The sequence below is a fragment of the Methylocystis silviterrae genome (genome assembly GCF_013350005.1).
GTDB lineage: Bacteria > Pseudomonadota > Alphaproteobacteria > Rhizobiales > Beijerinckiaceae > Methylocystis > Methylocystis silviterrae.
Genome location: NZ_JABVWW010000021.1, coordinates 20,172 through 45,396 on the forward strand (window position 1 = coordinate 20,172; position 25,225 = coordinate 45,396).

At 62.8% G+C, this 25,225-nt stretch carries 18 protein-coding genes; 8 read left to right on the plus strand and 10 right to left on the minus strand.

From position 1 onward, the window contains the following. Positions 1–684 precede the first annotated feature (684 nt). Entirely contained in the window at positions 685–1,248 is a 564-nt protein-coding gene (locus tag HUN39_RS16280) for a helix-turn-helix domain-containing protein (RefSeq protein WP_158273669.1), read from the minus strand. Between the two features lie 380 nt (positions 1,249–1,628). Here HUN39_RS16280 and HUN39_RS16285 point away from each other — a divergent pair, with 380 nt between their 5' ends. The 5 genes from HUN39_RS16285 (at position 1,629) to HUN39_RS16305 (ending at position 10,350) form a co-directional block, all read left to right on the plus strand. After that, on the plus strand, positions 1,629–2,006 hold the full coding sequence (locus HUN39_RS16285) for a hypothetical protein (RefSeq protein WP_109027276.1): 378 nt from the start codon (positions 1,629–1,631) through the stop codon (positions 2,004–2,006). 76 nt (positions 2,007–2,082) lie between these two features. Further along, positions 2,083–4,146 (plus strand): ParB/RepB/Spo0J family partition protein, encoded by a 2,064-nt coding sequence (locus tag HUN39_RS16290; RefSeq protein ID WP_175095518.1) that lies wholly within the window; start codon positions 2,083–2,085, stop codon positions 4,144–4,146. A 179-nt stretch (positions 4,147–4,325) separates the two neighbouring features. After that, positions 4,326–4,733, plus strand: a complete 408-nt coding sequence (locus HUN39_RS16295; protein ID WP_175095519.1) for a hypothetical protein — start codon at positions 4,326–4,328, stop codon at positions 4,731–4,733. Between the two features lie 143 nt (positions 4,734–4,876). After that, positions 4,877–9,331 carry a strawberry notch-like NTP hydrolase domain-containing protein gene (locus tag HUN39_RS16300; RefSeq protein ID WP_175095520.1) on the plus strand — a complete coding sequence of 1,485 codons (4,455 nt, stop codon included), beginning with the start codon at positions 4,877–4,879 and terminating at the stop codon, positions 9,329–9,331. A 14-nt stretch (positions 9,332–9,345) separates the two neighbouring features. Beyond that, positions 9,346–10,350: a DUF7146 domain-containing protein gene (locus tag HUN39_RS16305; RefSeq protein WP_175095521.1), complete on the plus strand. Its 1,005-nt coding sequence runs from the start codon at positions 9,346–9,348 to the stop codon at positions 10,348–10,350. 99 nt (positions 10,351–10,449) lie between these two features. Here HUN39_RS16305 and HUN39_RS16310 read toward each other — a convergent pair whose 3' ends face one another. The 9 genes from HUN39_RS16310 to HUN39_RS16350 all read right to left on the minus strand — a co-directional run bounded on the left by HUN39_RS16310 (position 10,450) and on the right by HUN39_RS16350 (position 21,264). Beyond that, a complete protein-coding gene (locus HUN39_RS16310) occupies positions 10,450–11,814 on the minus strand; it encodes a thiamine biosynthesis protein ThiF (RefSeq protein ID WP_175095522.1) in 1,365 nt (454 codons plus the stop codon). After that, positions 11,814–12,293 (minus strand): MPN domain-containing protein, encoded by a 480-nt coding sequence (locus HUN39_RS16315; RefSeq protein WP_175095523.1) that lies wholly within the window; start codon positions 12,291–12,293, stop codon positions 11,814–11,816. The genes HUN39_RS16310 and HUN39_RS16315 overlap by 1 nt, the downstream gene beginning before the upstream one ends. Further along, positions 12,286–12,774, minus strand: a complete 489-nt coding sequence (locus HUN39_RS16320) for a DUF7665 family protein (RefSeq protein ID WP_175095524.1) — start codon at positions 12,772–12,774, stop codon at positions 12,286–12,288. The genes HUN39_RS16315 and HUN39_RS16320 overlap by 8 nt, the downstream gene beginning before the upstream one ends. 1 nt (position 12,775) lies before the next feature. Continuing rightward, positions 12,776–13,264 carry a hypothetical protein gene (locus HUN39_RS16325; protein ID WP_175095525.1) on the minus strand — a complete coding sequence of 163 codons (489 nt, stop codon included), beginning with the start codon at positions 13,262–13,264 and terminating at the stop codon, positions 12,776–12,778. Positions 13,265–13,364: 100 nt separating this feature from the next. Then, positions 13,365–16,712, minus strand: a complete 3,348-nt coding sequence (locus HUN39_RS16330; RefSeq protein ID WP_175095526.1) for a UvrD-helicase domain-containing protein — start codon at positions 16,710–16,712, stop codon at positions 13,365–13,367. After that, entirely contained in the window at positions 16,709–17,380 is a 672-nt protein-coding gene (locus tag HUN39_RS16335) for a hypothetical protein (RefSeq protein WP_175095527.1), read from the minus strand. Before HUN39_RS16335 ends, HUN39_RS16330 begins: the two co-directional genes overlap by 4 nt. Then, complete coding sequence (locus HUN39_RS16340) at positions 17,377–18,063, minus strand: hypothetical protein (RefSeq protein ID WP_175095528.1); 687 nt, start codon at positions 18,061–18,063, stop codon at positions 17,377–17,379. Before HUN39_RS16340 ends, HUN39_RS16335 begins: the two co-directional genes overlap by 4 nt. A gap of 623 nt (positions 18,064–18,686) precedes the next feature. Beyond that, positions 18,687–20,123: a DUF6880 family protein gene (locus HUN39_RS16345; protein ID WP_175095529.1), complete on the minus strand. Its 1,437-nt coding sequence runs from the start codon at positions 20,121–20,123 to the stop codon at positions 18,687–18,689. 85 nt (positions 20,124–20,208) lie between these two features. Then, positions 20,209–21,264, minus strand: a complete 1,056-nt coding sequence (locus HUN39_RS16350; protein ID WP_175095530.1) for a Fic family protein — start codon at positions 21,262–21,264, stop codon at positions 20,209–20,211. Positions 21,265–21,829: 565 nt separating this feature from the next. On the opposite strand from HUN39_RS16350, the gene HUN39_RS16355 reads away from it, so the two are divergent. From HUN39_RS16355 to repB, 3 genes are all read left to right on the plus strand, one after another. Then, positions 21,830–22,768 (plus strand): DUF2493 domain-containing protein, encoded by a 939-nt coding sequence (locus HUN39_RS16355; RefSeq protein ID WP_175095531.1) that lies wholly within the window; start codon positions 21,830–21,832, stop codon positions 22,766–22,768. A gap of 181 nt (positions 22,769–22,949) precedes the next feature. Then, positions 22,950–24,158, plus strand: a complete 1,209-nt coding sequence (gene repA / locus HUN39_RS16360; protein WP_332310777.1) for a plasmid partitioning protein RepA — start codon at positions 22,950–22,952, stop codon at positions 24,156–24,158. Positions 24,159–24,160: 2 nt separating this feature from the next. Further along, positions 24,161–25,159 carry a plasmid partitioning protein RepB gene (gene repB / locus HUN39_RS16365; protein WP_175095532.1) on the plus strand — a complete coding sequence of 333 codons (999 nt, stop codon included), beginning with the start codon at positions 24,161–24,163 and terminating at the stop codon, positions 25,157–25,159. Positions 25,160–25,225 lie beyond the last annotated feature (66 nt).

Sequence of the window (25,225 nt, forward strand, 5' to 3'; positions counted from 1 at the left end):
ACCAGCTGCCCGCCTTGGCGATAAGCTGCTTGTAGAAGCGCCTCTGGCTACTGGCCGACTTGTCGCGACCTCGATCGTGCTCCTCTCAGGATCGCACGCGAAGGCTGCACGACATTCATCGTCTGCAGCAGAGAATGCATCTCCTTTCTCTTGGCCTGTTTCGAGCCTTTGAGCGTGTCGACGATGGGCGACCGAGCTGCAGACCGAATTCGGCGAACAGCTTCGCAATGGCGAGTAGTTCGGTCTGACTCCGATGCTCCACAGCCAGAAACTCCGCCTCACGGGCGTCGTAAAGTCTGATATTTAATGTATATAGCTTCGGAGCTATGTCGGGTCAAGGCTGATGAGGACGGCATCAGTTGCCACCCTCGGGGACTCCTGGGAAACGCAAGGGAGATCGCCGATGCTCCTTAATTGGATTTCGCAACGAGCAATCACGCGGTCGAACGCTGGTTTGAAACTGTAGCTGTATCTTGCATGAATCGGCACATGCTGAGGTCGCACGGCTCACGACTCCAAGTGGTTCAAGCCAAACCTGCCATTCTGCATTCAGCCCGATCCTCGCTGGACAAGCCAAGCCGGCGAAATGCCCAATACCGGACGTTCCGAACTTCGGCTAAGCGTCATATTGTTGCCTTCCTCAGGTAACGAAAAACGAGGAAATGGTCCCTCTGCGCTCTTTCCTCACGCTTCTCGTTGAGATGGAAGCCGCGCAGCTCGCGAAGTTTTCGGGGTCGCCGCGCGTTTGGCGCCTCTCGCCGCTTTGCGTGGCGACTCGACGCCGAGCAATTCCCACAAGCTGATGTCCAATCGTTCCGCGAGTTCCACGAGCACGAGCAGGGACGGGTTCGATACGCCATCGGTGATGAGATAGAGCTGCGGCAGGGATACGTTCAGAAATTTTGCAAATTCCTGTTTGGTCAGGCCGCTATTGCGGAAGCGCTCGTTTACGACGGCGCCCATCGTCTCGACCATTTTCGCCCCGGAGGGATTCTTACGATCGCGAACCGGCTTGGCTTCGAGCAACTCGTAGAGCGGGACGCGAAGCTTTTTCGAAATTTCCGCCAACATTGTGATGGACGGGTTCCCGAGCCGGCGACGCACATAGCGAAATTGCGACCCTGACATGCCGACGAATTCGGCGAATTCCGGCTTCGACAAGCCGCTCTTCGCCTGTTCGGCGATTAGGCGGTTCGAGAGGTTTGCGAGATAGGGCGACTCGAGCCGATCAGCGATCGTGACGACCATGAGCCGGCGTCGTCGATCCGCCTGAGCCGTTCCCCCCGCTTTACCCGCCTTACGCGACCACTTTGGCTCGCCGCCGATCATTTTGCCCCGGAAAAATCACGACACCGCCCCAGCACTGTCATAGATTCTCGCGCGGCTGCCAAGGGCAATTCGGGAATTTTTGCCAGTTTATTAGACTTTGCCTGCTTGCGCTTTGCGGCGCGGCATCCGAAGCAAGGCTGTGGCTCGACAAGCGCGGAAGGCAGGACAGGATGCCGCCCCCGGTCGCGCGCCGGGCCTTTCACGCTGCTTTTGCGAAGAGCGAGAGCGGTGAGCGCGCTTCACGACGGGACAGAAAGCGAGAGAAAGGCTCCCGCGCGCTCGTCGCGGAGATTTCGCTCATGACCGACAATTACGGTGAGACGATCGCCAAGGCCCTCGCCACCCAAGGCGGGCATCTCTTTATCGGGAGGGGCGGGTTTTCATTGCATTACGAGACCGGATGGCTGAGCGGTGGTTATGACTGCGAGCCAGTCAAAGCCGCGCTGATCGCGGCGGGCTTGCCCGTGATCGATAGCCGCACGGTCGATGTCGGCAAAGTCGCGGACCTCGCGCTTCGCGGTCCGATGATCGCGGTCGGTAAGCCGCCAGATCCGCCGCCCTGGCGCGCGCTGTCCTATGCGCCACTTGCCGAGGGTGCCGAGGCTTACGCGCGCGCCGGCGCCGATGTGCTGAACATGCCCGGGTGCGGCGGCGAGGACTCGGCAGCCCGAGAGTGAGAGGGCCCTTTGGGCTTTTCGACGGAGAAGAGGGTGAGAGAGAGGTTCTCGCCCATCCGTCGCGGAGTTCAGGGATATGGCGAAGATTGTTTTGACGGCGGCGCGGGATATCGCGCTCGACAAGCTTGTGGCGTCCGACGCGAATGTGCGGCGGATCACGGCGGGGGTGAGCGTCGAGGATCTGGCCGAGGATATTTCGCGGCGGGGACTGTTGCAGTCCTTGAGCGTGCGGCCTGTCGTGGACGACCAGGGCGCGGAAACGGGTCAATTCGCGGTCAGCGCGGGCGGGCGACGTCTCGTGGCGCTTAAACTGCTCGTCAAGCAGAAGCGCCTCGCGAAGAACGCAGCCGTACCCTGCATCATGAAAACCGACGGCATCGAAGAAGAAGATTCGCTCGCCGAGAACACGATGCGCGAGGCGTTGCATCCGCTCGACCAGTTTCGGGCGTTCAAGAATCTCCAGGATCAGGGCGTCACGATTGACGAGATCGCCGCGCGGTTTTTCGTCGGCGCGCCGGTGGTGCGGCAAAGACTGAAACTCGCGGCGGCGAGCGAGAAGCTGCTTGATCTCTACGTCGCCGAAGAATTGAGTCTTGAGCAGCTCATGGCCTTTTGCGTCACCGACGACCATGCGCGGCAGGAGGAAGTGTGGGAGACTCTCAAACGGTCCTACAATAAGGAGCCTTATACGATCCGGCGCATGCTGACCGAGGGCGCTGTGAAGGCAGGCGACAAGCGCGCCGTCTTCGTCGGCGTTGCGGGGTATGAAGCGGCGGGCGGGGTCATCCTTCGTGATCTCTTTCAGCAGGATCATGGTGGCTGGCTGCAGGATATGGCGCTGCTTGATCGTCTTGCGCGGGAAAAACTCGCGGAAGCGGCCGACGCGCTTCGCGCCGAAGGCTGGAAATGGTCGGAGATCGCGATCGATTTTCCCTATGGCCATACGAATGGGCTGCGGCGGCTGCCGGCGAGCTACGCGCCGGTCTCGGAGGAACAGCAGGCGCGTTACGACGTTGCGCTCGCCGAATATGACGCGTTGTCGGACGAACATGAGGGCGCGGAAGATCTTCCAGAAGAGGTCGACCGTCGGCTCGCGGAACTCGAAAAGGAGATGGCGGCGGTTGACGAGCGACCGGCAATCTACGATCCGACCGAAATCTCGCGCGCCGGAATATTTGTCTGCATCGACCATGATGGCGCTCAGAAGGTCGAGCGCGGCTTTGTCCGGCCCGAGGATGAGGAGCCCCCAGGCGCGCCGGCCGCCGGCGAGCCCACGGGATCGGTGGCCGCTCCAAAACGCGCTGGCGACGGTGCGGTCGGCAGTCCCGATGGAGACGCGGCCGACCAGGACGAGACGGAAGTCTCGTCAAAACTATCGGACCGATTGATGAGCGATCTCACCGCCCACCGAACGCTCGCGCTGCGCGTTGCGCTCGCCAATGATCCGGAGGCGGCATTTCTTGCCGCGACCCACGCGCTGGCGTTGAAGAGTTTTTACTCTTCCGGCCGCTTCGACGGCTGCATCGAGGTCGACGCCAAATCCGCACCGCTCGGCGGCTATGCTTCCGGCCTCGCCGATAGCGCTACGGCGCGGGCGAATGATGAAGCGCAGGGCCATTGGCAGTTGCGACTGCCGAAGAAATCGGACGATCTTTGGGACTGGCTGGTGAAAGCGGATCGCGAATCGACAGCCGGGCTTTTCGCGTTCTGCGTCGGCCAGAGCGTCAACGCGCTGCAGCTTTCGCACGAACGCCGCTCAAAGGCGCTGGATCATGCCGATCGAATGGCCGAACATGTCGGGCTCGATATGAGCGCGCATTGGACGCCGACTGTTGAGAGCTATTTCGGCAAGGTGACCAAGGCGCGGATTCTGGCGGCGGTGCGCGAGGCCAAGGGCGAAGCGACCGCGCAGATGATCGATCATCTGAAAAAATCCGACATGGCGGTCGAGGCCCAGCGTCTGCTCCAGGGAACAGGCTGGTTGCCCGAGCCGCTTCGCGGCTCGACAACGGATGATGCTGACGCGGCAATCCTCCAAAAGCAAGAAAGCGACGCCTTGCCGGATTTCCTGGGCGATGACGACGACGCGGCTTTGCTCGACGCCGAGGAAGGGGAGCCGCACGCCACGGCCGCGGAATGATGTTCCGGGCGGGATGGCGCGCGCCGTCCCGCCTTCCTCCGCGCCTGGCGCTTCGACGCTGACGTTTCGTCGCGTCCGCTCAAGACGCGCGCTCGTCGCCCCATCAATCTCCGTTTCCCGACACCGTCGCGCGCGGCGACACGCGCGCGCATCCTCCCTCGATTTTGAAAGGCGCCGCCATGGGCTGGCTCTATATGCAATCACTCGGCGGTCATGCAGGACCGCGTGACTATCTCGACGCGCAGTTTACCTTCGAGAATGCGGAAGGCCGATCGAAGGTCCTGCGCTCCATCCTTCTTGGCGACACCTATTACGCCGCCATCGAGCAGCACAGCGGCGGGGCGCGCGCGGTCTTCGCGCTCGTCTGCCTCACCTACTACAATCCGCGTGATCCGGAAGGATTCATCTTCGGCTACAAAGATATGACCGAAGCTATGGGGCCCTGCGCGAGCGACTGCCCCGAGGACATTCTGGATCTGTTGACGCCGACGGATCGGCCTTACGCAATCGCCTGGCGCGCCCGCTGTCGCGAGAACGCCGTTGCGCGGCGCAGTAAGTCATCACAAAAATCGGCGTCGTCGTTCTGACGGATTGGCGGCGGCGGCGTCACGGCGCTGATCGTCGGCGCGACGGCGGGGGGAGAGAAGAGGAAAAGGGCTTGGCCGTGAGGGCGAGCCCGGGAGGAGCAAAGAGAGAGCGTCCCGGGCCGTCACAATCCCGGAGACAATCGATGAGCCCGATCCTCGCCGTTGCTGAAACGCCCCGCGAACAATCCGAACTTTCCTTCGTTGCGACGGACAAGCCGCATGCGCTGATCATGGCGGCGCAAACGCTCGTCGCGCATCTTGCGAAGGGACGCGTCATCGACGCCCCAGCCGTGCGCGTGGCGATGGAAGCCGCTTTTGGCGCAAGCGACTCGCAAGGGGCCTGGAGCTGGAAGGACGCCTATGAGGCGGTCGAGGCGGCGCAAGTTTTGTTCCTGCGTCGCTATGGGCCGGCAATGGCTGCGCGCGCGGCGAATGATCCGGCGCGCCTTCTCGCCATGCTCAAGAAAGTCGGCGCGCTACTTCCGAGCGAAACGCGCCGCTCGGAAGAAAGCCAGGCGCTGCAGCAATTCTCGACGCCGCTGGAATTCGCCTATGTCGCGAGCCTTGCGGCAGGGATTAGAGCCGACGACGTCGTGCTTGAACCCTCCGCGGGTACGGGGATGCTGGCGATCCATGCCGAGCTCGCCGGCGCGAAACTCGTCCTCAATGAATGGGGCGAGACGCGCGCCGATCTTCTGAAAGGTCTATTTCCCCAAGCGCGGCTCAGCCGCGTCGACGGCGCGCAGCTTCACGATCGCCTCGCCGCCGATCTTGTTCCAACCGTCGTGCTGATGAACCCGCCCTTCTCCGCCTCGCCCTTGATCGAGGGACGACATGCCGCCGCGACCTTCGAACATATTCGCGCGTCTCTCTCTCGCCTTCGCCCCGGCGGACGGCTTGTCGCCATCACGGGCGAAAGTTTCTCCCCGACCGCGAACAGCTGGCGCGGAAGTTTCGAGCGCCTGCAGGAACAGGGACGGCTCGTATTCACGGCGTCGCTCGCGCGCGGATTTTTCGCGCGGCACGGGACGAGCGTCGAAAGCCGGCTGACGGTCTTCGATAAAACGCCGGCTGAGAACCCGAATGAATTTGTCGCTGGACTTGGTCCGGTCGCCGACGTTTCAGAGTTGCTCGCGCTGGTGCAGCGCGATATCCCGCCGCGCGCGTCTCTTGCGCTCGCGCCGGGCAATGGCGATGCTCCAATCCAGGGCGGCGTCGGTTCGACCGCGAAGCCGTTTGCGCTGATCGTCGCAACACGCCCCGCTGCGCCACATCCCGCATTTATCGATTCTGCACAGCGCAACGCGGGTGCCATTCCGACCCCTGCTCCGCGCGTGTCTTCAGAGATCGTCGAAGTCGCCTACGCGCTTCGCGACTGGAAAGCGCCCCAGGGCGGCGCGCTCAGCGCCGGGCTCTATGAGCCCTATGCGGTGCAGTCAATCGCAATCGAGGGAGCGAAGCGGCATCCGACGACGCTCGTCCAATCCGCCGCCATGGCGTCGGTCGCGCCGCCAAAGCCAGGCTATCGACCGCACCTTCCCAAGAGTGTCGAGTCCGGGCTCCTGTCCGACGCGCAGCTCGAGAGCGTCATCTACGCCGGTGAAGCCCATCGCGGGCTTCTCGCTGGCTCCTTCCTCGTCAATGAAAGCTTCGAAGCGGTTTCCGCCGCGCCGGATGACGCGGAAAATGCGGTGCGCTTTCGCTGCGGCTATTACCTTGGGGATGGCACAGGCGCCGGTAAGGGGCGTCAGGTTGCTGGCGTCATTCTCGACAATTGGCTGAAAGGCCGCCGCAAGGCGCTCTGGATCTCCAAATCCGACAAGCTTCTCGAAGACGCGCACCGCGACTGGTCGGCGCTCGGGCAGGAGAAGCTGCAAATCGTCCCTCAGTCCCGCTTCAAGCAGGGCGCGCCGATCAAACTGTCGGAGGGCATTCTCTTCACGACCTATGCGACCTTGCGCTCGGATAAGCGGCAGGGCCGCGACGGCGCTGTGAAGGCTTCGCGCCTGTCGCAGATTATCGACTGGCTCGGAGCCGATTTCGAGGGCGTCATCGTTTTCGACGAGGCGCATGCGCTCGCCAACGCGGCTGGCGACAAGGGCGAGCGCGGCGAGAAGACCGCCTCGCAGCAGGGCCGAGCCGGATTAAGATTGCAGAACGCCCTGCCGAACGCGCGCGTCCTCTATGTCTCGGCGACCGGCGCGACGACCGTCGCCAATCTCGCTTATGCGACGCGCTTGGGGTTGTGGGGTTCGTCCGACATGCCCTTCGTGACGCGGCTCGATTTTGTCGCGGCGATGGAGGCGGGCGGCATTGCGGCGATGGAAGTGCTGGCGCGCGATCTCAAGGCCCTCGGCCTCTATGCGTCTCGCGCGCTCTCCTATGCCGGCGTTGAGGTCGAGATGCTGGAGCATCAGCTCTCGGCCGAACAAATCCGCATCTATAATTCCTATGCCGGCGCTTTTGAAATCATTCACAATAATCTCGCCGCGGCGCTGGAGGCGGCGAATATCACCGGCGAAGGCGGCCGGGCCTATAACCGCAACGCCAAGAGCGCCGCGCGCTCGGCTTTCGAATCGAACAAGCAGCGCTTCTTCAACCATCTGATCACGGCGATGAAGGTTCCGAGCCTCATCGCTGCAATCGAGCGTGATTTGGAGGCGGGTCGCGCCGCCGTCATCCAGATCGTCTCGACCAGCGAAGCCCTGATGGAGCGCCGCCTTGCGGAAATCCCCTCGTCGGAATGGGGCGATCTCTCCTGCGACATCACCCCACGCGAATATGTTCTCGACTATCTCGCACACTCCTTCCCGACGCAGCTCTTCGAGGTCTATTCCGACGAGAATGGCGATCTTCACTCGCGGCCCGTTGTCGATGAGAATGGCAATCCGGTTCGATCGCGCGAGGCGATGGAGCGTCGGGATCGTCTGATCGAGCATCTCGCAGCGCTGCCGGCCGTGCAGGGCGCGCTCGATCAGATCGTGCAGCGCTTCGGGACCGAGATAGTGGCCGAGGTCACCGGCCGCACGCGGCGGATCGTGCGCAAGACCAACGCCGATGGCTCCGACCGGCTTTGCGTCGAGAACCGGCCGGCTTCCGCCAATTTGGGCGAGACGCAGGCTTTCATGGACGACGAGAAGCGCATCCTCGTCTTCTCCGACGCCGGCGGCACTGGGCGCTCCTATCACGCCGAGCGCAGCGCGAAGAACCAACGGCTGCGCGTCCACTATCTGCTCGAGCCCGGCTGGAAGGCGGATAACGCGATCCAAGGCCTCGGGCGCACCAACCGCAGCAATCAGGCGCAGCCGCCCTTGTTCCGCCCGGTCGCGACCGACGTGAAGGGAGAAAAGCGCTTTCTCTCGACGATCGCCCGGCGGCTCGACACGCTCGGCGCCATCACGCGGGGCCAGCGCCAGACCGGCGGCCAGGGCCTGTTCCGGCCGGAGGATAATCTCGAATCGCCCTATGGGCGCGCGGCGCTGCGCCGGCTGTATCAGCTTGTCTTTGGCGGCAAGGTCGAAGGTTGCTCATTGACGCGCTTTATGGAGGCGACAGGCCTCGATCTCACCGACCGGGACGGGAGCCTCAAGGAGGAGCTGCCGCTGATCTCGACTTTCCTCAATCGCATCCTCGCGCTGCCGATCGCTCTGCAAAATCTCCTCTTCGACGTGTTCGAGGGGTTAATGGCGGCGCAGGTCGAGGCGGCGATTCAGGCCGGCGTCTTCGATGTCGGCGTCGAGACGCTGATGGCTGAGAGCCTCGTCGTCACCAATCGCCAGACCATCGCCGTGCATGGCAGGAGCGGGGCGGAGACACAGCTGCTGACCATCCTGCGCAAGGACAAGACGCGGATCACAACGCTTGACGCGGCGTTCGACCATGCGACGACTTCGCAAAAATCGCGACTGATGGTCAACGACCAGTCGGGGCGCGCGGCGGTCAAATTGCCGGCGACAGCGTTGATGCAGGACGACGGCTCGGTTCAGCCGCGCGTTCGGCTGCTGCGGCCCGCACATGCCGATGTGATCACGCTCGAAACCATGGAGCGCTCGCATTGGCGCGATGCGAACCGGCAAGAATTTCAGCGGGCGTGGGAGAGCGAGGTCGCCTCCCTCCCCGACCTGACCGAAGGCACGTTTCATATCGTGACCGGCTTGTTGCTCCCGGTCTGGAACCGGCTCCCCATTGAGGCCGCGCGGGTCTATCGCCTGCAGACCGATCAGGGCGAACGCGTCATCGGCCGGCTCGTCTCGCTGGCAAGCGCCGCTGCGCTCCTTGAGACGACCGGCGCCGGCGCCCCTGCCCTCGCGCCGGCAGCCGCCATCGCCGCGGTCATGCAGGACGGCGCGGGACTCGTTCTGGCAGAGGGGCTCGTACTTAAGCGGTCGCTGGTGATGAATCGGCATCGGCTCGAGCTCACCGGTTTCTTCGATACGACGGTCGACCGGCTGAAAGCGCAGGGTCTCGTTTCCGAGATCATCGCCTGGAAGCTGCGTCTCTTCGTGCCGCTCGGTGATGAGGCTGCGAAAATCGTCGAGAAGCTTCTCACCCTCTATCCCCTGCTGCGCGTCGCGCCCGCGACCCGCGTCAATTCGTAATGCGGGAGGCGATCATGGAAAGCCCCGCCCGGACTCTGTCCTGCAGCCTCGCTGAACATGTCGAGGCTGTTTGCAAACATTATCTGTCGAATGGTTGTCGATGCGGCAATTACTGGATCGTCGGCGACGTCAACAACAATGTGGGCCGCAGTCTCTATGTGCGGCTCAAAGGTCCGCTCTCCGGCAAGGGCGCGCGTGGGAAGTGGAGGGATGGCGCGACGGATCAACATGGCGACCTTCTCGATCTCATCCGGGAACGAGAAGGGCTTACATCCTTTCGAGACACGCTCGACGAGGCGCGGCGCTTCTTGCGGGCGCCGCGCGAGACGACGACCGAGAGACGCGTGCGGAATTCAGGGAAATGCGACACGGTGGCGCTCGCCCGCAAAATCTGGGCGGCGTCGCAGCCGATTGTCGGCACAAAGGCCGAGGCGTATTTGCGTTCGCGAAAAATCACCGCTGATTTGAGTCACGCGCCGCTGCGCTATCACCCGGCGCTGATCTATCGTGAAAGTCGGGACGGGCTCTCACGCAGATTGCCGGCGCTGGTCGCCGCCGTCACTGACAATAACGACGAGATCACAGGCATTCATCGGACGTTTTTTGATCCGGCGCGCAACGTCAAAGCGAACGTCGAGTCGCCGCGGCGTTCGCTCGGCGCCATTCGTGGCAACGGCGTGCGCTTTGGCCCCATCGACGAATTCGCCATCATCGGCGAAGGGATCGAAACCGTGCTGTCGCTCAAGAGCGACATGCCGCATCTCCCAATGGTCGCGGCGCTCTCGGCAGCGCATCTTGTGGCGTGGGAGGTTCCAGCCGGGTTGCGTCGCTTGATCATCGCCGCTGACAATGATGGAGCCGGACGACGCGCCGCGCGCAAGCTTGCGGAACGCGCTGAGGCCGCTGGCGTCGAAGCTGAAACAATTGTCTCGCAAGGAAAGGATTTCAACGACGATATACGGCATATTGATCTGAAATGCCTTCGACTCCGGTTGTTGAAAATCACGGCCAATGTCTGAGTTCGAAGAAAGTGGACGCTCCTGATGCGTGTCGGCAAGGACTTGGTTTGACCGTTAGCCGAACCTGGGGACGTCCGCTTTCCGGCGCTTCCCCCGCCATCAGCGTAGGTTTGTGTAACCTGGGTTGAACCGCTTCAACACTCTGCCTTCGACACCCTGCCGCACGCCAACGTCTCGTAGCGTAAGGTCGAGTACATCCAGGCTGGGGCCGTGGTTTAGGCGTCGCACGATCTCCATCAGCGCCAGGGTGGCGGCGATCACTCCAACAAAGGGCACGCCGACGGTCCTGGACGCGATCTCCAGCAGACCGCAATCATCTAGTCCACGGTCCGCGAGATCTTGATAAGCGGCCGCCGTCGCCACCGCCTTCGCGTCTGCCGTCCGGGTGCTGGAGGCTTCGCCCCACCGTGTCCGAGCTGTGACCTTACCCGGGAATGCATGAAGCCGCATGGCCAGATACTCCCGCGGACCGGCGCCCAGCCCGGCATCAATAACCAAATCGAAGTGCGGGTTCTCCAGCGTCGCCCGCGCCTCGGCGTTGTCAACTCCGCAGAATAAGATGCGCGGGTCGTCCTCCGCCAAGGCGATGTCGCCGGCAAAGCGACGTTCGACGAGCCGCGTCCGGAATCCCCGCGCCTCCGCCCAGGTTGCCATCTCACGCGTCTTTAGGCGGCCGACCATCTCCGCGCAGGTGAGGACTGAGGTGCTGTCGTTCGCGACCGCGAGCCGATCGAAATCTTGAAGGGTTAGTTCTACTTCTGCCGGGCGTTCGAACTGGAGGAGGCCCAAGGTCCACAGGAATGCCTGGCCCAAGTGGCCAAGGCCGAGAACCCAAAGCTTGCTCGGCGCCACCCAGGCTGCGGGCCCCGAGCCGCTGCGCCAGGGTGCGCTCGGATCCCACAGGGACAGACCCACGTCTCGGTCACCCGCCATCGGATTGCCGCGCAGGCGCTGAAACACTTCAGCGACGGCCAGGGCCCCAGCCAAGACCGCCGCGGGAATGTCACTCGCACCTTCAGGCAGGCGCTCGCCCTCGCTGGCGACGAACACGCCTCCGCGCCAGTCGCCGAATGTGACCTGCAGCGCTGCGGCAGGCGCCCCGTCGCCCAGCCAGGCGAGCGGAGTCTGTGGCGAGGGCTCGGCCCGCAGCGTGCCGCCGAGCGCTACAACTGCGTCTCTTAAGGTTTCGCCGAGACCGGGAAGATCGACCAGCAAGGGGACTTGGACGTCGCCAAGGACTTCGATCCCACCTAACAAGGCTCGTCGCCCGCAGTTGACCATGGTCAGCAAAGCGGCTTGGACGGCTGCGGAGTGCCCAGCTCCGGCGCCCAGGCCGATGGCCATGCGGTAGCTGGCGAACATGGCGTAGGCGGCTTCGACGCTGTCAGCCTCGCCGTTATCCAAGGCCATCTTGACCCCCCGATGCAAGGTGTCGGGTCGCGTGTCGGTGATCATCTGGTTCATCAGGCGAAGGTTCCCGTTTTGAGGACGCGGCGGCTGCGCCATCCGCTGAAATCGGTCCAGGCGTGTGAGCCCTCATAGCGATAGAGGCCCATGCGGTGACGCCACACCGGGTTGCTGGCGAAGCGTTCGACAATTAGGGCGAGGTGACCGGGCCTCGCGATCATCGGATTGCACCGATCCGCCTCGCTCTGCCCCGCGTCGCCCCCGTGGGTGTGGACGTCGGCCAGCACTTGCAGGCCGGAGGACCGGCAGAGCCCCCAAAGCTTCTCGAAGGCATCCGCGTAAAGAACGCACACCCCGGTGCTGTAGGCGTTCGCATCGAGGTCATCGTAGAAAACGCACCTCTCGAAAAAGCGCCGGTCGCTCTGGCGCTTGCCGAGCAAAAAGGCGCCGCTTTCGGTCTTGCCGCCGCCGCGCCGGCGCAGCTCGGCCATGAGGGCCAGCCACTGGCCGCGCGGGATGAAGAGTTCGTCAGCCACCGCGCACTCCCGTGTAGTCGGAGCTGTTCAGCAGTTCGTGTAGGAATTCGAGGTAAAGCTGCAGGCCCTTTTCGGGGCGCCAGATGTATGCAGGGTGCTCCTGACGCCAGTTCGCATGGCCGGCGATGCTCATGCAATCGCACGGCGCGTACAGACAGGTCCCATTTTGCCAATCCGGGCGGAACACCGCCGCGACCCGCCGAGCGCCGGTTGGCCACTGGCCAAAGGACAGCGGCGCGTTAGTCGCGGGGACCCATGGGCGCGCGGTCGGCGCGCTTTGCGGATAGCCGGTGCAGTCGAACCGGAAGCAGAAGGCCTCGGGGGCACCTGCCCGGGGCACCGCGGAAACCTCGACTTCGACGATTGGCCAGGCGATGCGGACGATGCGCCAGCGGCCGAGGTGGACGGCGAGCTGAAAGCCGCCCTCCGCCACCTCGTCCAGGAAGGCCTGCTCGTCCGGGTGGGGGAGCAGCGTATTCATGCTAGCCCTCGACCCGCTTGACCGGCACAAGGCTGAACGCCAGCTCGCAGCCGCCAGACACCAGGGCGCCGATCTGCACGTCCGGGTCCGGCCGGTCGGTGGTCCCCGTGATCTGCAGGACGTGCTCGCTGGCGTCGACCGGCGACATTTTCAGCTCGTTCACGTACCAGCGCTTGACGTGGTTCACCGTTGCCGTGGGCGCGAATTCGTGGTGCACTTCCCGCGTGTCGGCGTAGTGCAGGGCGACGTTGATCTTCTTGCAGCGGTGCACGTGGACCCGGTGCTTGTCCTTCACGCCCTGGCGGTGGAGCGGCCTCTCGGCGTGCAGCGGGTGCTCGTCCTCGCCGGCGAATACCATGGCCTTTTCGATGGCCAAGCCGAAGGTGGCCGCAGCCGCGAGGACCGCGTCGGGCCCCGCGTCCTCGGAGACCTCGATCAGCTCGATGGACCGACGGCCCTCGATCTGCAGGAACAATTTCAGTTGCGTCATTGGGAGGAAACCTCTTGCCGGGGGTGAAGCGGTTTTCACCGCCGCAAGAAGTTCAAGAGCGCTGGGAGCGAGACCGGAAATCAGTCGCGCCGATTTCCGGCTAGAGGCGCAGCCCGTCGGTCGGACAGATGAAGAAGAAGGGGCAGGTCGGGCAGTACCGGCTGTTGCGCTGTGGGTCGAACCGACCCGCGGCGATGGCGCTCAACGCCTCCGCCGCTTCGTCCACCGCCTCGTTCAGTTTGCCGGCGGCGACAGTGGCGTCCCGCTGGCTGCCGTCGAGGAGCGAGATGTGCAGGAAGCGGGCGGCGACCCCTTCGTCGCGCTTCACCATGGCTTGCAGGAGCGCATAGCGAGCTTTCGGCGTTTCGCCGCTCTTGGCAAGTCGCCCGGCCTTCAACCGCTGGATGACCACACCGCCGCCCGCCGTCTGGATGTGGTCGGCGCGGGCGGTGATCGTGACACCCTCGATCGTGAGGCTCCGTTGAGCTGCCAAAACCTGGCCGCTCATGGCCGCGCCGGCGATGACCAGCATTCTCTGCGCGGCGCCTCTGTAGTGTGTCGCCGCAGGGTGGTCGGCGGGGCCGCGCGTCGACCAGCTGGTGTCCAAGTGGCCAGCGACGTCGGCAGCTGAGCGAGCCGGCTGTCCCCGCAGCCAATCAAGCCCCGCGCGGATGACACTATGAAACCGCAGATAGGGCGTGTCCGCGAGCCGTCGAGACAATCCCAGGGCCTCGCCATAGTAGTAGCGGCGCGGGCAGGCCAAGTAGTCCTCGAGGGCGCTGACAGTCAGTTCCGGCCCTAGCCCGTCAGGCGCTATTTGTGGCGCGGGTCTGGGATCGGTTGGACCAGTAGTCGTCCAGTGCGGAGCGGGCTCGCCTCCCGGCGCTAAAGTCGTCGAGAGCGGTTTGAGCAGCTTCGATGGATTGGGCCGAGAGGCTCCGCCGTAGCGGTTGGCCCGCGACACAGTCAGCCGATCCCGAGCGCGGGACAGGGCCACAAACATCAGGCTCTCTTCTTCGGCGTCGGTGGTCATCAGCGCATCGTCCGCGGCGACGCCGGGCGGCAAGGGACAGAGATCTGGCCGAGCGTTGGGCGGGAAATAGGACGGACTCACCGATGGAACGTAGACGTGTGGAAACTCCAGGCCCTTGGCGGCGTGCACCGTCATCAGCTGGACAGCGTCTATAGCTGCGGCCGCGGCAGGAAGGCAGCGAAGCTCCTTCTCCTCGTCCAGGACCTCAAGGCGGCGGATGTGCTCGAGAAAATCGCGCTTCGGGTCGCGATTCCCCGGCGGTCGGTGGCCGAAGGCCAGCGTGAGAAGCTGGTAGACGGCAAGCTGGCGTTGCTGGGCTGCCACGTCGTCGCCCGCGAAAGGCGCGCCGTAGACTGCGCCCGCCGGGCCGAAAAGGAAGGCAGACATCAAGGCGTGCGGCGAGGTTTTGAAGTCGACGCCCGCGAGGTCGGCCGCGAGCCTTTGCAGGCCAGCGCGCCCTTCCACCGACAAGGACGCCTCGCTTGTGCGTTTCAACGCGGCCAGCATGGTGATGTCCGCCGCCTGCCTGAACCGGAACATCTCCAGAATGTCCGGCACAGGTGTGGCGTAGCGCGGAAACTGAGCCACACGTAGCAGGCCCACACCGTCACGCTCACCAACGACGGAGACCAGCGACAGCAGATCGCGCACTTCGGGACGCTCGAAGAAGTCACCGAAATAGAGCGCCGGCACGCCAGCGCGTTCGAAATGCGCCGCAAGCGTGCTGAGCACGCCATGGGTCCGCGCCAAGACGGCGTATTGGCTGAACGCGCCTGACTGGGCACGGCGGGCCAGGATTTCCTGGGCCAGGCCTTCGGCTTCGGCTTCCCGATCGCTGGCGACGCGATACGCGACCTCGCCGGTGTCCTTGCCGCGGTTCGGTGAGAGCCTATCCTTCGACGCGAAGGGGGCCGCCGCCATAGCACCCCCATAGTCCTCGAACAGCCGGACGATCCGTCCGCCCGAGCGATAATTCACCTCCAGATCTTGGAACCGAGCGCCGGGGAAAGCGTCGGCGAAGCGGCTCATGTTGAGCGGAGACGCGCCGCGGAACCGATAAATCGATTGCCGGACGTCTCCCACAACCCAAGGGCCGGCAGTTGGGTCGGCGATCTGCTTGAGTAGGACGGCGCTGGCTGTGTTCATGTCCTGGTATTCGTCGACCAGAATGTGCCGGTAGGTCTGGCGGACTTCTGCGGCGACGTCGGCGTGGTTCTTCAGAAGCTCCACGCTTCGCGCGATGAGATCGCCGAAGTCCACCCAGCTGCGGGTTTCCAACGCTTTCTGATAGACGGCATAGATGTGGGCGGCTTCGAGGGCCTTATCCTTAGTCTCGCCCGACGGCATGGCGTCCGCGCGCGATTGGTAGGTCGGCGGATCGCACAATTCGTCCTTGGCGCGCGAAATGGCGTTCAACACCGATTTGAGACCGCGCAACGGTTCCTGGAGGTCGAAGTAATGGTCGAGCTGGAGTTGATGGAGTTCGGATTCCAGGAGGAACAGCGAGTCCGCCCGGTCCAAGAGCTTTGGCGCGCTGGGCAGGCCTAGTCGATCTCCGTAGAGCCGGAGCAATTCCTGGCCGAAGGCATGAAACGTGCTGCACCAAACTGCGGTCGCTTCGGCCCCAAGTTCGAGTCGCAGCCGGCGGGAAAGATCATCGGCAGAGGCGTTGGAATAGGTCAAAGCGAGGATGCAAGCCGGATCGGCGTGCTTCTCACGGATAAGCCACGCCGTCCGGGCCACGAGGGTGCGCGTTTTGCCGGTACCGGGCCCGGCTCGCACCTGCACAGGACCTGGACCCGCTTCCGCCGCGTGGCGTTGGCTGTCATCCAGCGACGGGCTTTCTCCGCCGGCGGCAGGTTGTCGATCTTCCGGCAGCAAGAGGGCATCGGCCATCTGCTGCTGGACTAGGTTCAACGGAAGACCCAGCTCGGCAGCGACAGAATCCGCGGTGAGCTTTTGCGCCAGGCAGGCCGCCCTGACGCGTCGACGAGGCAGCAACAACTCCCGGCCATAAACATTCGCCTGGGCTTCCCGGCGCTGCTTCGGGCTGTAGGCGTCGCTCTCGCCGACCGCCGAGCTCTGTGGCTCGGCCACCGCGTACGGATCGACGTCGCCATCGTGGCAGTCGTCCTTCGGGTGGTGCAAACGGTGATGCCCAAATTCGTGGGCAACGTGGAAGGCGCGGTCCTCAGCGCTAAGCCCTGCCGAGACGAGAATCCTCGGGCCATCGGGATCATAGGAGGCCTCGGTGTTGTCCAGCAGCGCGTCGCCCTCGGGCAGCACCATGACCTTGACGCCGCTGGCCTGCTCCGCCGCGGTGAGAAGGTCGATGGCCCGCAACAGACCAGTCTGAGGGTTCAGCTCTTCGTGCCAAGCCGCAGCCTGGGCGCGCAGTTCGGACCAAGCGCTCATGCCGTTGGCTCATCCACGTCAGCTAGTCGCTGCAACCAAAAAGCCTTGAGGTCGTCCGTGAGCGTTGAGGCGCGGATCGCCGCTTCAAACGTCTCGGTTTCAATTTTTACCGGCCCTTTCGCCTTCCGCAGATTACCTCTGGAGGAGGCTATCGGCGGGCCGGTGGTCGAGGCGATGACATGCGCCGGCGGGATGTGAAGCTCGTCGGCTATGCGACGGAACATCTCCAGAGGACGCCGGCCGACGATGCGTCGACGGTCAAGTTTCATCATCAATCCCGAGTCCAGGCCGACACGGGCGGCGACCTGGTCCTCCGTTAGACCTCTCGCGCGGACTAATTGCGACAGACGCGCCGGCGGTGAGTCGTCCTCCCGCTCGCTGCCATTGCTAACGTCGTCCGGTCCCGCTTGGCCCGCTGCATCGTGGCGATGGGAAAGGACCCGGCTTACGCCGATGTTCGCAAATTGTTCCACGCTGCAGCCAAAAGGCGTCATGTCTTCCTTCAAAGCCGTTTGAACTGCGAGGGAAGCGAAGAACTCCACCAACGCGTCGCGATGCTGGGGATAGGCGGCAATCGCCACCAAGAGATTCTCGTGGGTCGGCTCGACGCCGTCGACTAGGAGGTCGCGGATGACGTCGTCCGCCGTTGGCTGATCCAAACGGCTCATGACTCTGCTCCATGCGCTGCGCGCATCTGCTCGATTGCTGTATTTATCCAAGTTCGAATTTGTCGGTCGCTCTTATTGAACCTCGCGCAGAGGGTCGGCGCGCCATGTGGGCCATCCTTGAGCGGCCAGTTGTAAATGTGCCGGAGGATGAAGGCTTCCCGGTGCCGTGGATCCGTCACCGCGTTAAGATACCTCAGTGCGCCTCCAGCCTCTTCCTCTGCCTTTGCGAGCAATTGCTCTACAGGGTTGAGGGCCTCTGACGCGAGACGGTCGACGGACTGCGTGTACTGCCCGTCTTCATCGCGATCCGCCGATTGAAATTCCCGTGCCTTGGGACGATCTGGCCCGATTGCGCGGAGCGTCGCCTGTTTGACGACGGTTGCCGCGTCGACCTCAAGATATTCGGCCGTACGTGACGGTGGGGATTCGTTGAGCAGATCGCCGAGTTCATTCGCGACCGCGATCTGGATCTCTTCCCTATCGGCCGTGCCGTAGCCCCGTGACCAACGGTCAACAATGGGCTTCACCCGTTCGAAGAATTGATATGTAAGCATACCTAGAACATGCGGATCGTTGTCACGCCGGCGAAGGCGGATGAGATGAACTAGGGTCTCGATACGCCAGACTTGATCACACCAGACGGTATGCGACATGCCAAGGGCGTGGGCGATTTCGGCCTCCACACCCTCGTGACGTGTGTAGGGCTCGCCGCTCTTCCGACAACACGTGAGAGGTGCCGCCCGCATTGGGGCGGTCTCCTGGCGCTGTTGATCCGGCGACGATTGGCTCATGTCATGCTCAAGAGAGGTTCAAGCGCGACCGGAAGTCCGGCCGCGAAATTTTTTTGGGCTCGATTTTCGTGTCAACTCTGAGAGCCACTTCGCCCGCTACCGCGGGACCCGAGTGAACGCCCCGCCGATGGATCACTTTCTCCGGCCGCTGAAGCAAAATAAAGAGAAGATTTGCGTTCGAGCGCAACAGCAGGTTCCGGTGACAGTCTGTGGCCATCGTCTGAGAGTCTGAATCGGGCCATGCCGGACTCGGGCAGAAGTGTTCAAGTCCGGCTGGAGGGATGTGTTGTCGATCACCGGCGAAACTTGAGGAGGATGGGCAGGCATCGGGGATCAGCCTAAGGCAATAAGAGCAACAGTCACTTCTGCCCGCCCGCACTAGTCGACCGGAAACTGGCCGGAAGCCAATGTCGGCCAATGGCGCATCGTTCCCATAAGCAGTCGGGTCACGCAATGACCGGTTTGCCTCCTGATTCCAGACCTCTGTTTTGAGGTTCGATGCTGCGCGGGAACTTTCAGGGCACAAGATTTCTAGAACGAGTTTTTTTCCCGTGCTTGCCACGCATGCGCGCCACGAACGGCTTGTGCGGTTCAAATTGCCCGAAATCCGCGATCGCCAAAGCGAGACTGGCGCATTCCTGAAAGTGACGCGCAGCATGCTTGTATCGGCTGGACCTACCGCTATCGAGCGAGAATTCAATCATGGCGCGGAGCGCCAGCGTCGCAGCCAAGGGATGCTTGCCTGCCAGCGCGTCCGCGACAGGCGTCAGGACCTCATAACGATCGCCATCCAATTTATCGGCGCGCGTGAGTACGAGTTTCCCTACGCGATCCGGCGCTGGCCAGGCGGCGAGGAACGAGAGCGCCGCACTGAAGGGCTCGAAATTCTCTGCGAAATCGAGTGCGCGGCTTTCCGCCTCGACGTCGTCAAAGTCGGGCAGTCGTTTCAGATGATCGCGCAAGTGTCGCGCCGACAGAAATCGTTCGAAGCATGACCAGCGCGCCGCCTGCGCGTCATCGCGGCGTTCGAGTGCGTCTGGCGCGGCGATGCGCGCGTCTTCCCACTCGAATTCTGGCCAGCCGGCGCACCTCTGTTCCGCCGCTTCGATCGCCGTCAGCGCTTCCGCCGCGCGGCCGGCTGCAAGGAGCCGCCCGGCAATTTCGGCGGGGATGCGTGGGACCTTTCGCGTTTCTGGATCATATTGCGCGATGAAGGCGTCGACGTCGCCCTGCGTGTCGGCAATGTCTCTCAACGCCATCTCGATGACGCGAGGGCGGTGACGATCGGCGATTTCGTTTTCGTAGATCGGACTGCTCATCGCCCAACCGATTTTTCGGCGCTCATGCTCGGCCAGTTTTTTCACCGGCTCCTTGGACAGGGCGACGAAGCGCTGCTTCAAATGTTGGAGACCTGGATCACCGAGCGCAGGACGCAGAGTAGCGATCAGACCGTCGAATTCTCCATAGTTATTGCCGATCAAGGCCTCAAATGCTCGATCGGCCAATTCTTTCGCATCGCCTTCGGCGGCTTCGGCCAGCCGCCTGAGATCGCTGACGCCGTCGTGGAAGATTCCGATCACCGTTCCGCTGCTGTCATCGCAACGCGCGAACACCGAGGACGCCAGCGCGAGAAAATTCCATATCAGATCAAGCGCTTCTTTCGGATCGGACTTTCCGACATGTTCGACAATCGCGCGTCGCTGCGTCTCAAGGTCCTCGACGAGTGCACGGCGGTTCTGCCAGTCGACGAAGCTTCGAGAGCGAGAAATGGCGGTGAGGCGCTTGCGGATTTCGCGCGCTGCGTCGGCGGGGCTTTGCGCCCCCGCAATGGCAAGGCGCAAGCGTCGTTTTGCGGCGGCGTCGCCGCTGCTGATGTCGATCAGCAGTTCGGCCAGTCGCTTCGCGCCGAGCGCTTCCAAGTTCTGGGCGTTGAGGGTGTTTTTCGGCGCCATGTCGGATCGAAGCTCGGGTGACAGTGAACCCGCGAGAAAACGATGCGTGAGAAGTCGGCACTGTCGTTGATCGATTACCGGGGGTTCACAACGAATACCAGGTGGCGCGCGCTTTGCCGCGCCGTCTTACGCGTCCGTCCGCGACCAGTTCGCGCAAACGCACTTTTAGCGTATTCCGATTTGCGCCGGTGAGGGATGCAAGCTGCGCGATGGTCAGGCGCTCGTGGGTCCGGAGCGCTCTGAGGACATCGAGCGATAGCGCCGGCAGATTGGCGTCGGCGCCCTGGGAAATCCGTTCCTGGTCCAGCCTTGCCGCAAGGCTGTCCTTCTGCCGCTTGAGGCAGCGCAGAAAGAATCCGACCCACGGCTCCCAATCCGGCGTTTCGCTCGTGAGCGTCGTTTGCGTGCGACGGAGCGCCTTATAGTACAGGTCCTTGTTTTCCTCGATCACGCGCTCGAGCGAGGCATAGGGAACATAGGCGTAGCCCGCTCGCAGTAAGAGCAGCGTGGTGAGTACGCGCGAGAGCCGCCCGTTTCCGTCCTGAAAGGGATGGATCGCGAGGAACGTCACGACGAAGACGGCGATTACAATAAGCGGATGCAGCGCTTCTTCATCCAGCGCTTTGCGCGTCCAGGCGACGAGCGCCTCCATTTCTCGTGGGGTGTCGAACGGCGCGGTCGTCTCGAACACAACGCCGATTTGCTGTCCATTGGCATCGAACGCGACGACATTGTTCGACAGGTTCTTATAGGAGCCGCGATGGCGCGCATCCTTGTCGCTGTGACGCAGCAAGGCCTGATGCAGTTGGCGGATATGGTTCTCGGTGAGGCGCATATCGGCGTGCGCCTCGAACACCAGATCCATCGCCTCGGCATATCCGGCGACTTCCTGCTCGTCTCGTGTGCTGAACGCCGTGATGGAAATGGCGCGCGAGAGCAGATCCTCGACTTCGGCGTCCGATAAGTCCGCCCCCTCAATGCGCGTCGAAGAGCCGACGCTTTCGATCGTCGCGACCTTGCGGAGCGCGCTGAGGCGGTCCGGCGAGAGCGTTTTGAGCGCCTCCCATCGGCCTTTGAACTCATCGATTTCCGCGATGAGCTTTACGAGGTCAGGGCCGAATGCAAGCTTCGGCTCCCTCATTTGCACGCTCTCATATCCGATTCCATACCCGATAATACCCGATTAGGCCCGATTTCCTACGCGATTTTTTAAGCCCCCTGAGCCCGAAAGAAGCGGCAGTCGGTATTCTGATGAGATCGGCACGCTGTCGGCGTAGATAGTTCGCGGTCGCACTCTTCTATCGTCGGCGATTGGTTCGCTTAAGGTTACAAAGCCTAGGGTTCTTAACGAGAGGCTTGGCTCAGCCGCCATCCGGGCGCGAGCGTTCCGATAGGCCCCGCTTCGCCGTGCGGTTCGGTGTGGGAGGACGTTGCTTCATCTCTTCTTCGTCGTTTTCGCTGAGAGGGCCGCGCGCCGGCCTGAGAGAGCAGCGATGTCGCCACAAGCGTCACGCTTGCCGCAACGCTCCCCGCCGACTTCTTTCCCCTGCCCTACGCTGGCGCTTCGGGCATTCCGCGCGGATCAAAGAAGTCGGCGGGGAACGTCCTCCGCTTTGCTGCGGCCCGCGGGTGCGACGCGAGCCGCCCGTGGCGCGGGATCGCTGTCAGGCCGCGATCGGCGCGGCCTCAAGCGAAAGCGCCAAGCGATGAACGATGAATTCACGTCCCTACCCTGCGACACACACGCGCCGGTTCACGACGCCCAGTCGCCCTCCTCGCACCTTCTCGATGAACTCGCCTTGCACGGCTATCGCCCGCTCGACGACGAACCGGATCCGCGTCCCCTGCCCTCTTCTGACGTCGCGTCGCTCGCGCTCGAAGCCGCCGTCGAAGCTCTTTCGGGGCTCTTTCTCGATACCCGGCTCGAGGCTGATCTGCCGGACCTTCTCTGGTCATTCGTCAACGTCTTTCATCGCAAGGCGGATCGTATCGACCGCGATCTCGACGACAATGAAACCGCGCAACGGCGCGCGCAGGTCGAGCAGGACGGCTCGGAAATCCGTTCGGTTGAACTGGAACGGTTGATCGCGCAAGGACTGACGCTGACCGAACGTCGCAACGCCTTCGAATTCTTTCGCGACCATCTCGCCGAACTCTATGCGACGGAGACCGGTTCCGCCTGGCGACCGCGGTCGGGCTCGAAGGTCAATCACCGTGCGCTGACCGCGGCGCTGATCGACAGCCGAGATTTCCTGAACGCCAAGAAGCTAGCCGAGACGCAAGTGCTCTTGCCGCCTGGCCCTCGGATCGCCTTCGCTGGTGGCGTCGATTGCAACGATCATCGGCGCATTTGGGAGGCGCTCGACAAGGTCCATGCGAAGCATCCCGACATGGTTCTTCTCCATGGCGGCGGCGCAAAAGGCGCCGAACGGATCGCGTCCTGCTGGGCGGATCATCGCAAGGTTCCGCAAGTCGCCTTCAAACCGGACTGGAGCCATCACAAGAATGCCGCGCCCTTCAAGCGCAATGATCTGATGCTCGAAACATTACCGATCGGCGTGATCGTCTTCCCCGGCTCTGGGATCGTCGAGAACCTTGCGGACAAGGCGCGCAAGATGGGAATTCCGGTGTGGCGGTTCAAATGAGTCGCCGTCGACTCATGTTGACCGCGGTCAACATGACACCCTGCGCTATCTCCGATGGCCGGCAGCGCGCGTTAATCATTCGTTAACCCAATTTTTCTTGCAGACAGTCGGAGAATCGGGCCTACTTGCCACGCAAATCACCCGTAGGTTTGATCTTAAACCGTAACTACGAGCCTGATCCGTGGCATCTCAACCCGCCATCCAGCCGCCCCCGCTTTCCGAGATTCACGAGGTGATCGCGGGCGATGCGCAACAATTATCGGCAAAACTGCTCGCGCACCGGAAGAAGCTGTTTCCGCCGGAAGCGCGCAAGACCCTGCGTCGATTCTCTTCCGGGGAAGCGGCCAAGCTGATCGGCATCAACGATGGCTATCTTCGACAACTCTCGTTGGATGGCAAGGGGCCGCAGCCCGAGACCAGCCCGACCGGCCGGCGTTCCTATTCGTTCGAAGATATTCAGGCGCTACGCGTCTTTCTTGACGAAGGGGGCAAGGCGGGACGGCGGTATTTGCCGCGCCGAGGAAAGAACGAGCACCTTCAGGTAATATCGGTCGCCAATTTCAAGGGTGGTTCAGGCAAGACCACGACGGCGGCGCATCTGGCGCAATACCTCGCGCTGCAGGGCTATCGCGTTCTGGCGATCGACCTCGACCCGCAAGCGAGCTTGTCTGCCCTGCATGGCTATCAGCCTGAGTTTGATATTGGCGAGAACGAAACATTGTACGGCGCGATCCGCTATGATGGCGCGCGCCGTGAGCTTAAGGAAATTATCCGGCGGACCTATTTCCCGGGGCTCGACATTATCCCCGGCAACATCGAACTCATGGAGTTCGAGCATGAGAGCCCGAAGGCCCTAGCGGAAAAGAAACAGGGGGACGCCCTCTTCTTCGCGCGCGTCGCGCAAGCGCTTGGAACTGTGGCGGACGACTATGATGTGGTCGTTCTGGATTGCCCTCCGCAACTTGGATTTCTCACCCTATCCGCGCTTTGCGCGGCGACAGCCGTCCTGATCACCGTACATCCGCAGATGCTCGACCTCATGTCGATGTGTCAGTTTTTGATCATGACCTCGGACCTTCTGTCTGTTGTGGCCAAGGCCGGCGGCAACATGGAGTATGACTGGATGCGTTACCTGGTGACTCGATTTGAGCCCACCGACGGACCGCAGACCCAAATGGTCGCGTTCATGCGCTCGATTTTTGGCGAGCGGGTGCTGACGTCGTCGATGGTGAAGAGCACTGCAATTTCCGATGCAGGCATCACGAAACAAACGCTCTACGAAGTATCGCGAGAGCAGTTCACGCGCGCCACATATGACCGTGCGATTGAAGCGCTGGGCGCGGTGAACGGAGAAATCGAGGGGCTAATCCGAACGGCTTGGGGGAGGTAGGGATGGCGCGCAAAAACCTCTTGCTGGGCTTGGACGACGAGGAGTTGACCGCGGTCAACTCCGAGAATGGGCCCGCCCGCCGCCCGCCGCCGACACTCGGAACCAGGGGGGCGGTCGGCGCTATGGGTCGCTCTTTGGAGCGGATTTCTGCGGATATCGACGCGGCGAAGGCCCTCGAACAACGGCTACTTTCCGGCGCGAACGTCGTCGAAATCGATGCATCGCTTGTCGACGCCTCATTCGTCACGGATCGTCTCGATGAAAGCGAAGCGGACTGCGCGTCGTTGCTCTCGTCCATTCGCACTCACGGGCAGCAGGTTCCGATACTGGTTCGACCTCACCCGGAGGTCTCAGGGCGCTACCAGATCGCCTACGGCCATCGGCGCTTGCGCGCTCTGCGAGAATTGGGGCAGCGCGTAAGGGCGGTCGTTCGCAGTCTGAGCGATGACGAACTCGTCATCGCACAAGGGCAAGAGAACAGTGCTCGTCGCGATCTCTCCTTTATCGAACGCGCCTCCTTCGCGGTGTCGCTTGAAGATCGCGGATTTGGCCGCGAAACAATCATGGCCGCTCTAGCCGTCGACAAGACGGAATTGTCGCGGCTGATTTCCTGTCGCAAGGCATTGCCGGACGAACTCGTGAAAGCAATCGGGGCGGCTCCCAAAGCGGGCCGGCGCCGTTGGATGGACCTTGCAGAGCATCTCAAGGCGCCGCGGGCGAGCAAGTTGTGGGCGCGCATTTGTAGCGAAGCGGAATTTGCGCAGCTCGACTCAGATTCGAGGTTCGCTGCCGTCTTCTCGGCGCTTGCCACCAAGAACGCGCCGGCGAAAATTACCTCGTGGATCGACCATGAGGGACGAAAGATCGCGCGGGTCGACGAAGATTCGGGATGGCTGCGCATCAACGTCGACAAGTCGGTGGACGCCGAGTTCGGCGCATACGTCGTGGCCCAACTGCCGGCCTTGCTTAAGGCGTTTCAGGTGGCTCAGCGCGACGATTAGTTTTGTTGCGAGCAAAGCGCGCACGCGCACGCTCGTCGAGTAACGAGTTAGGCGTTTCGTCAACAA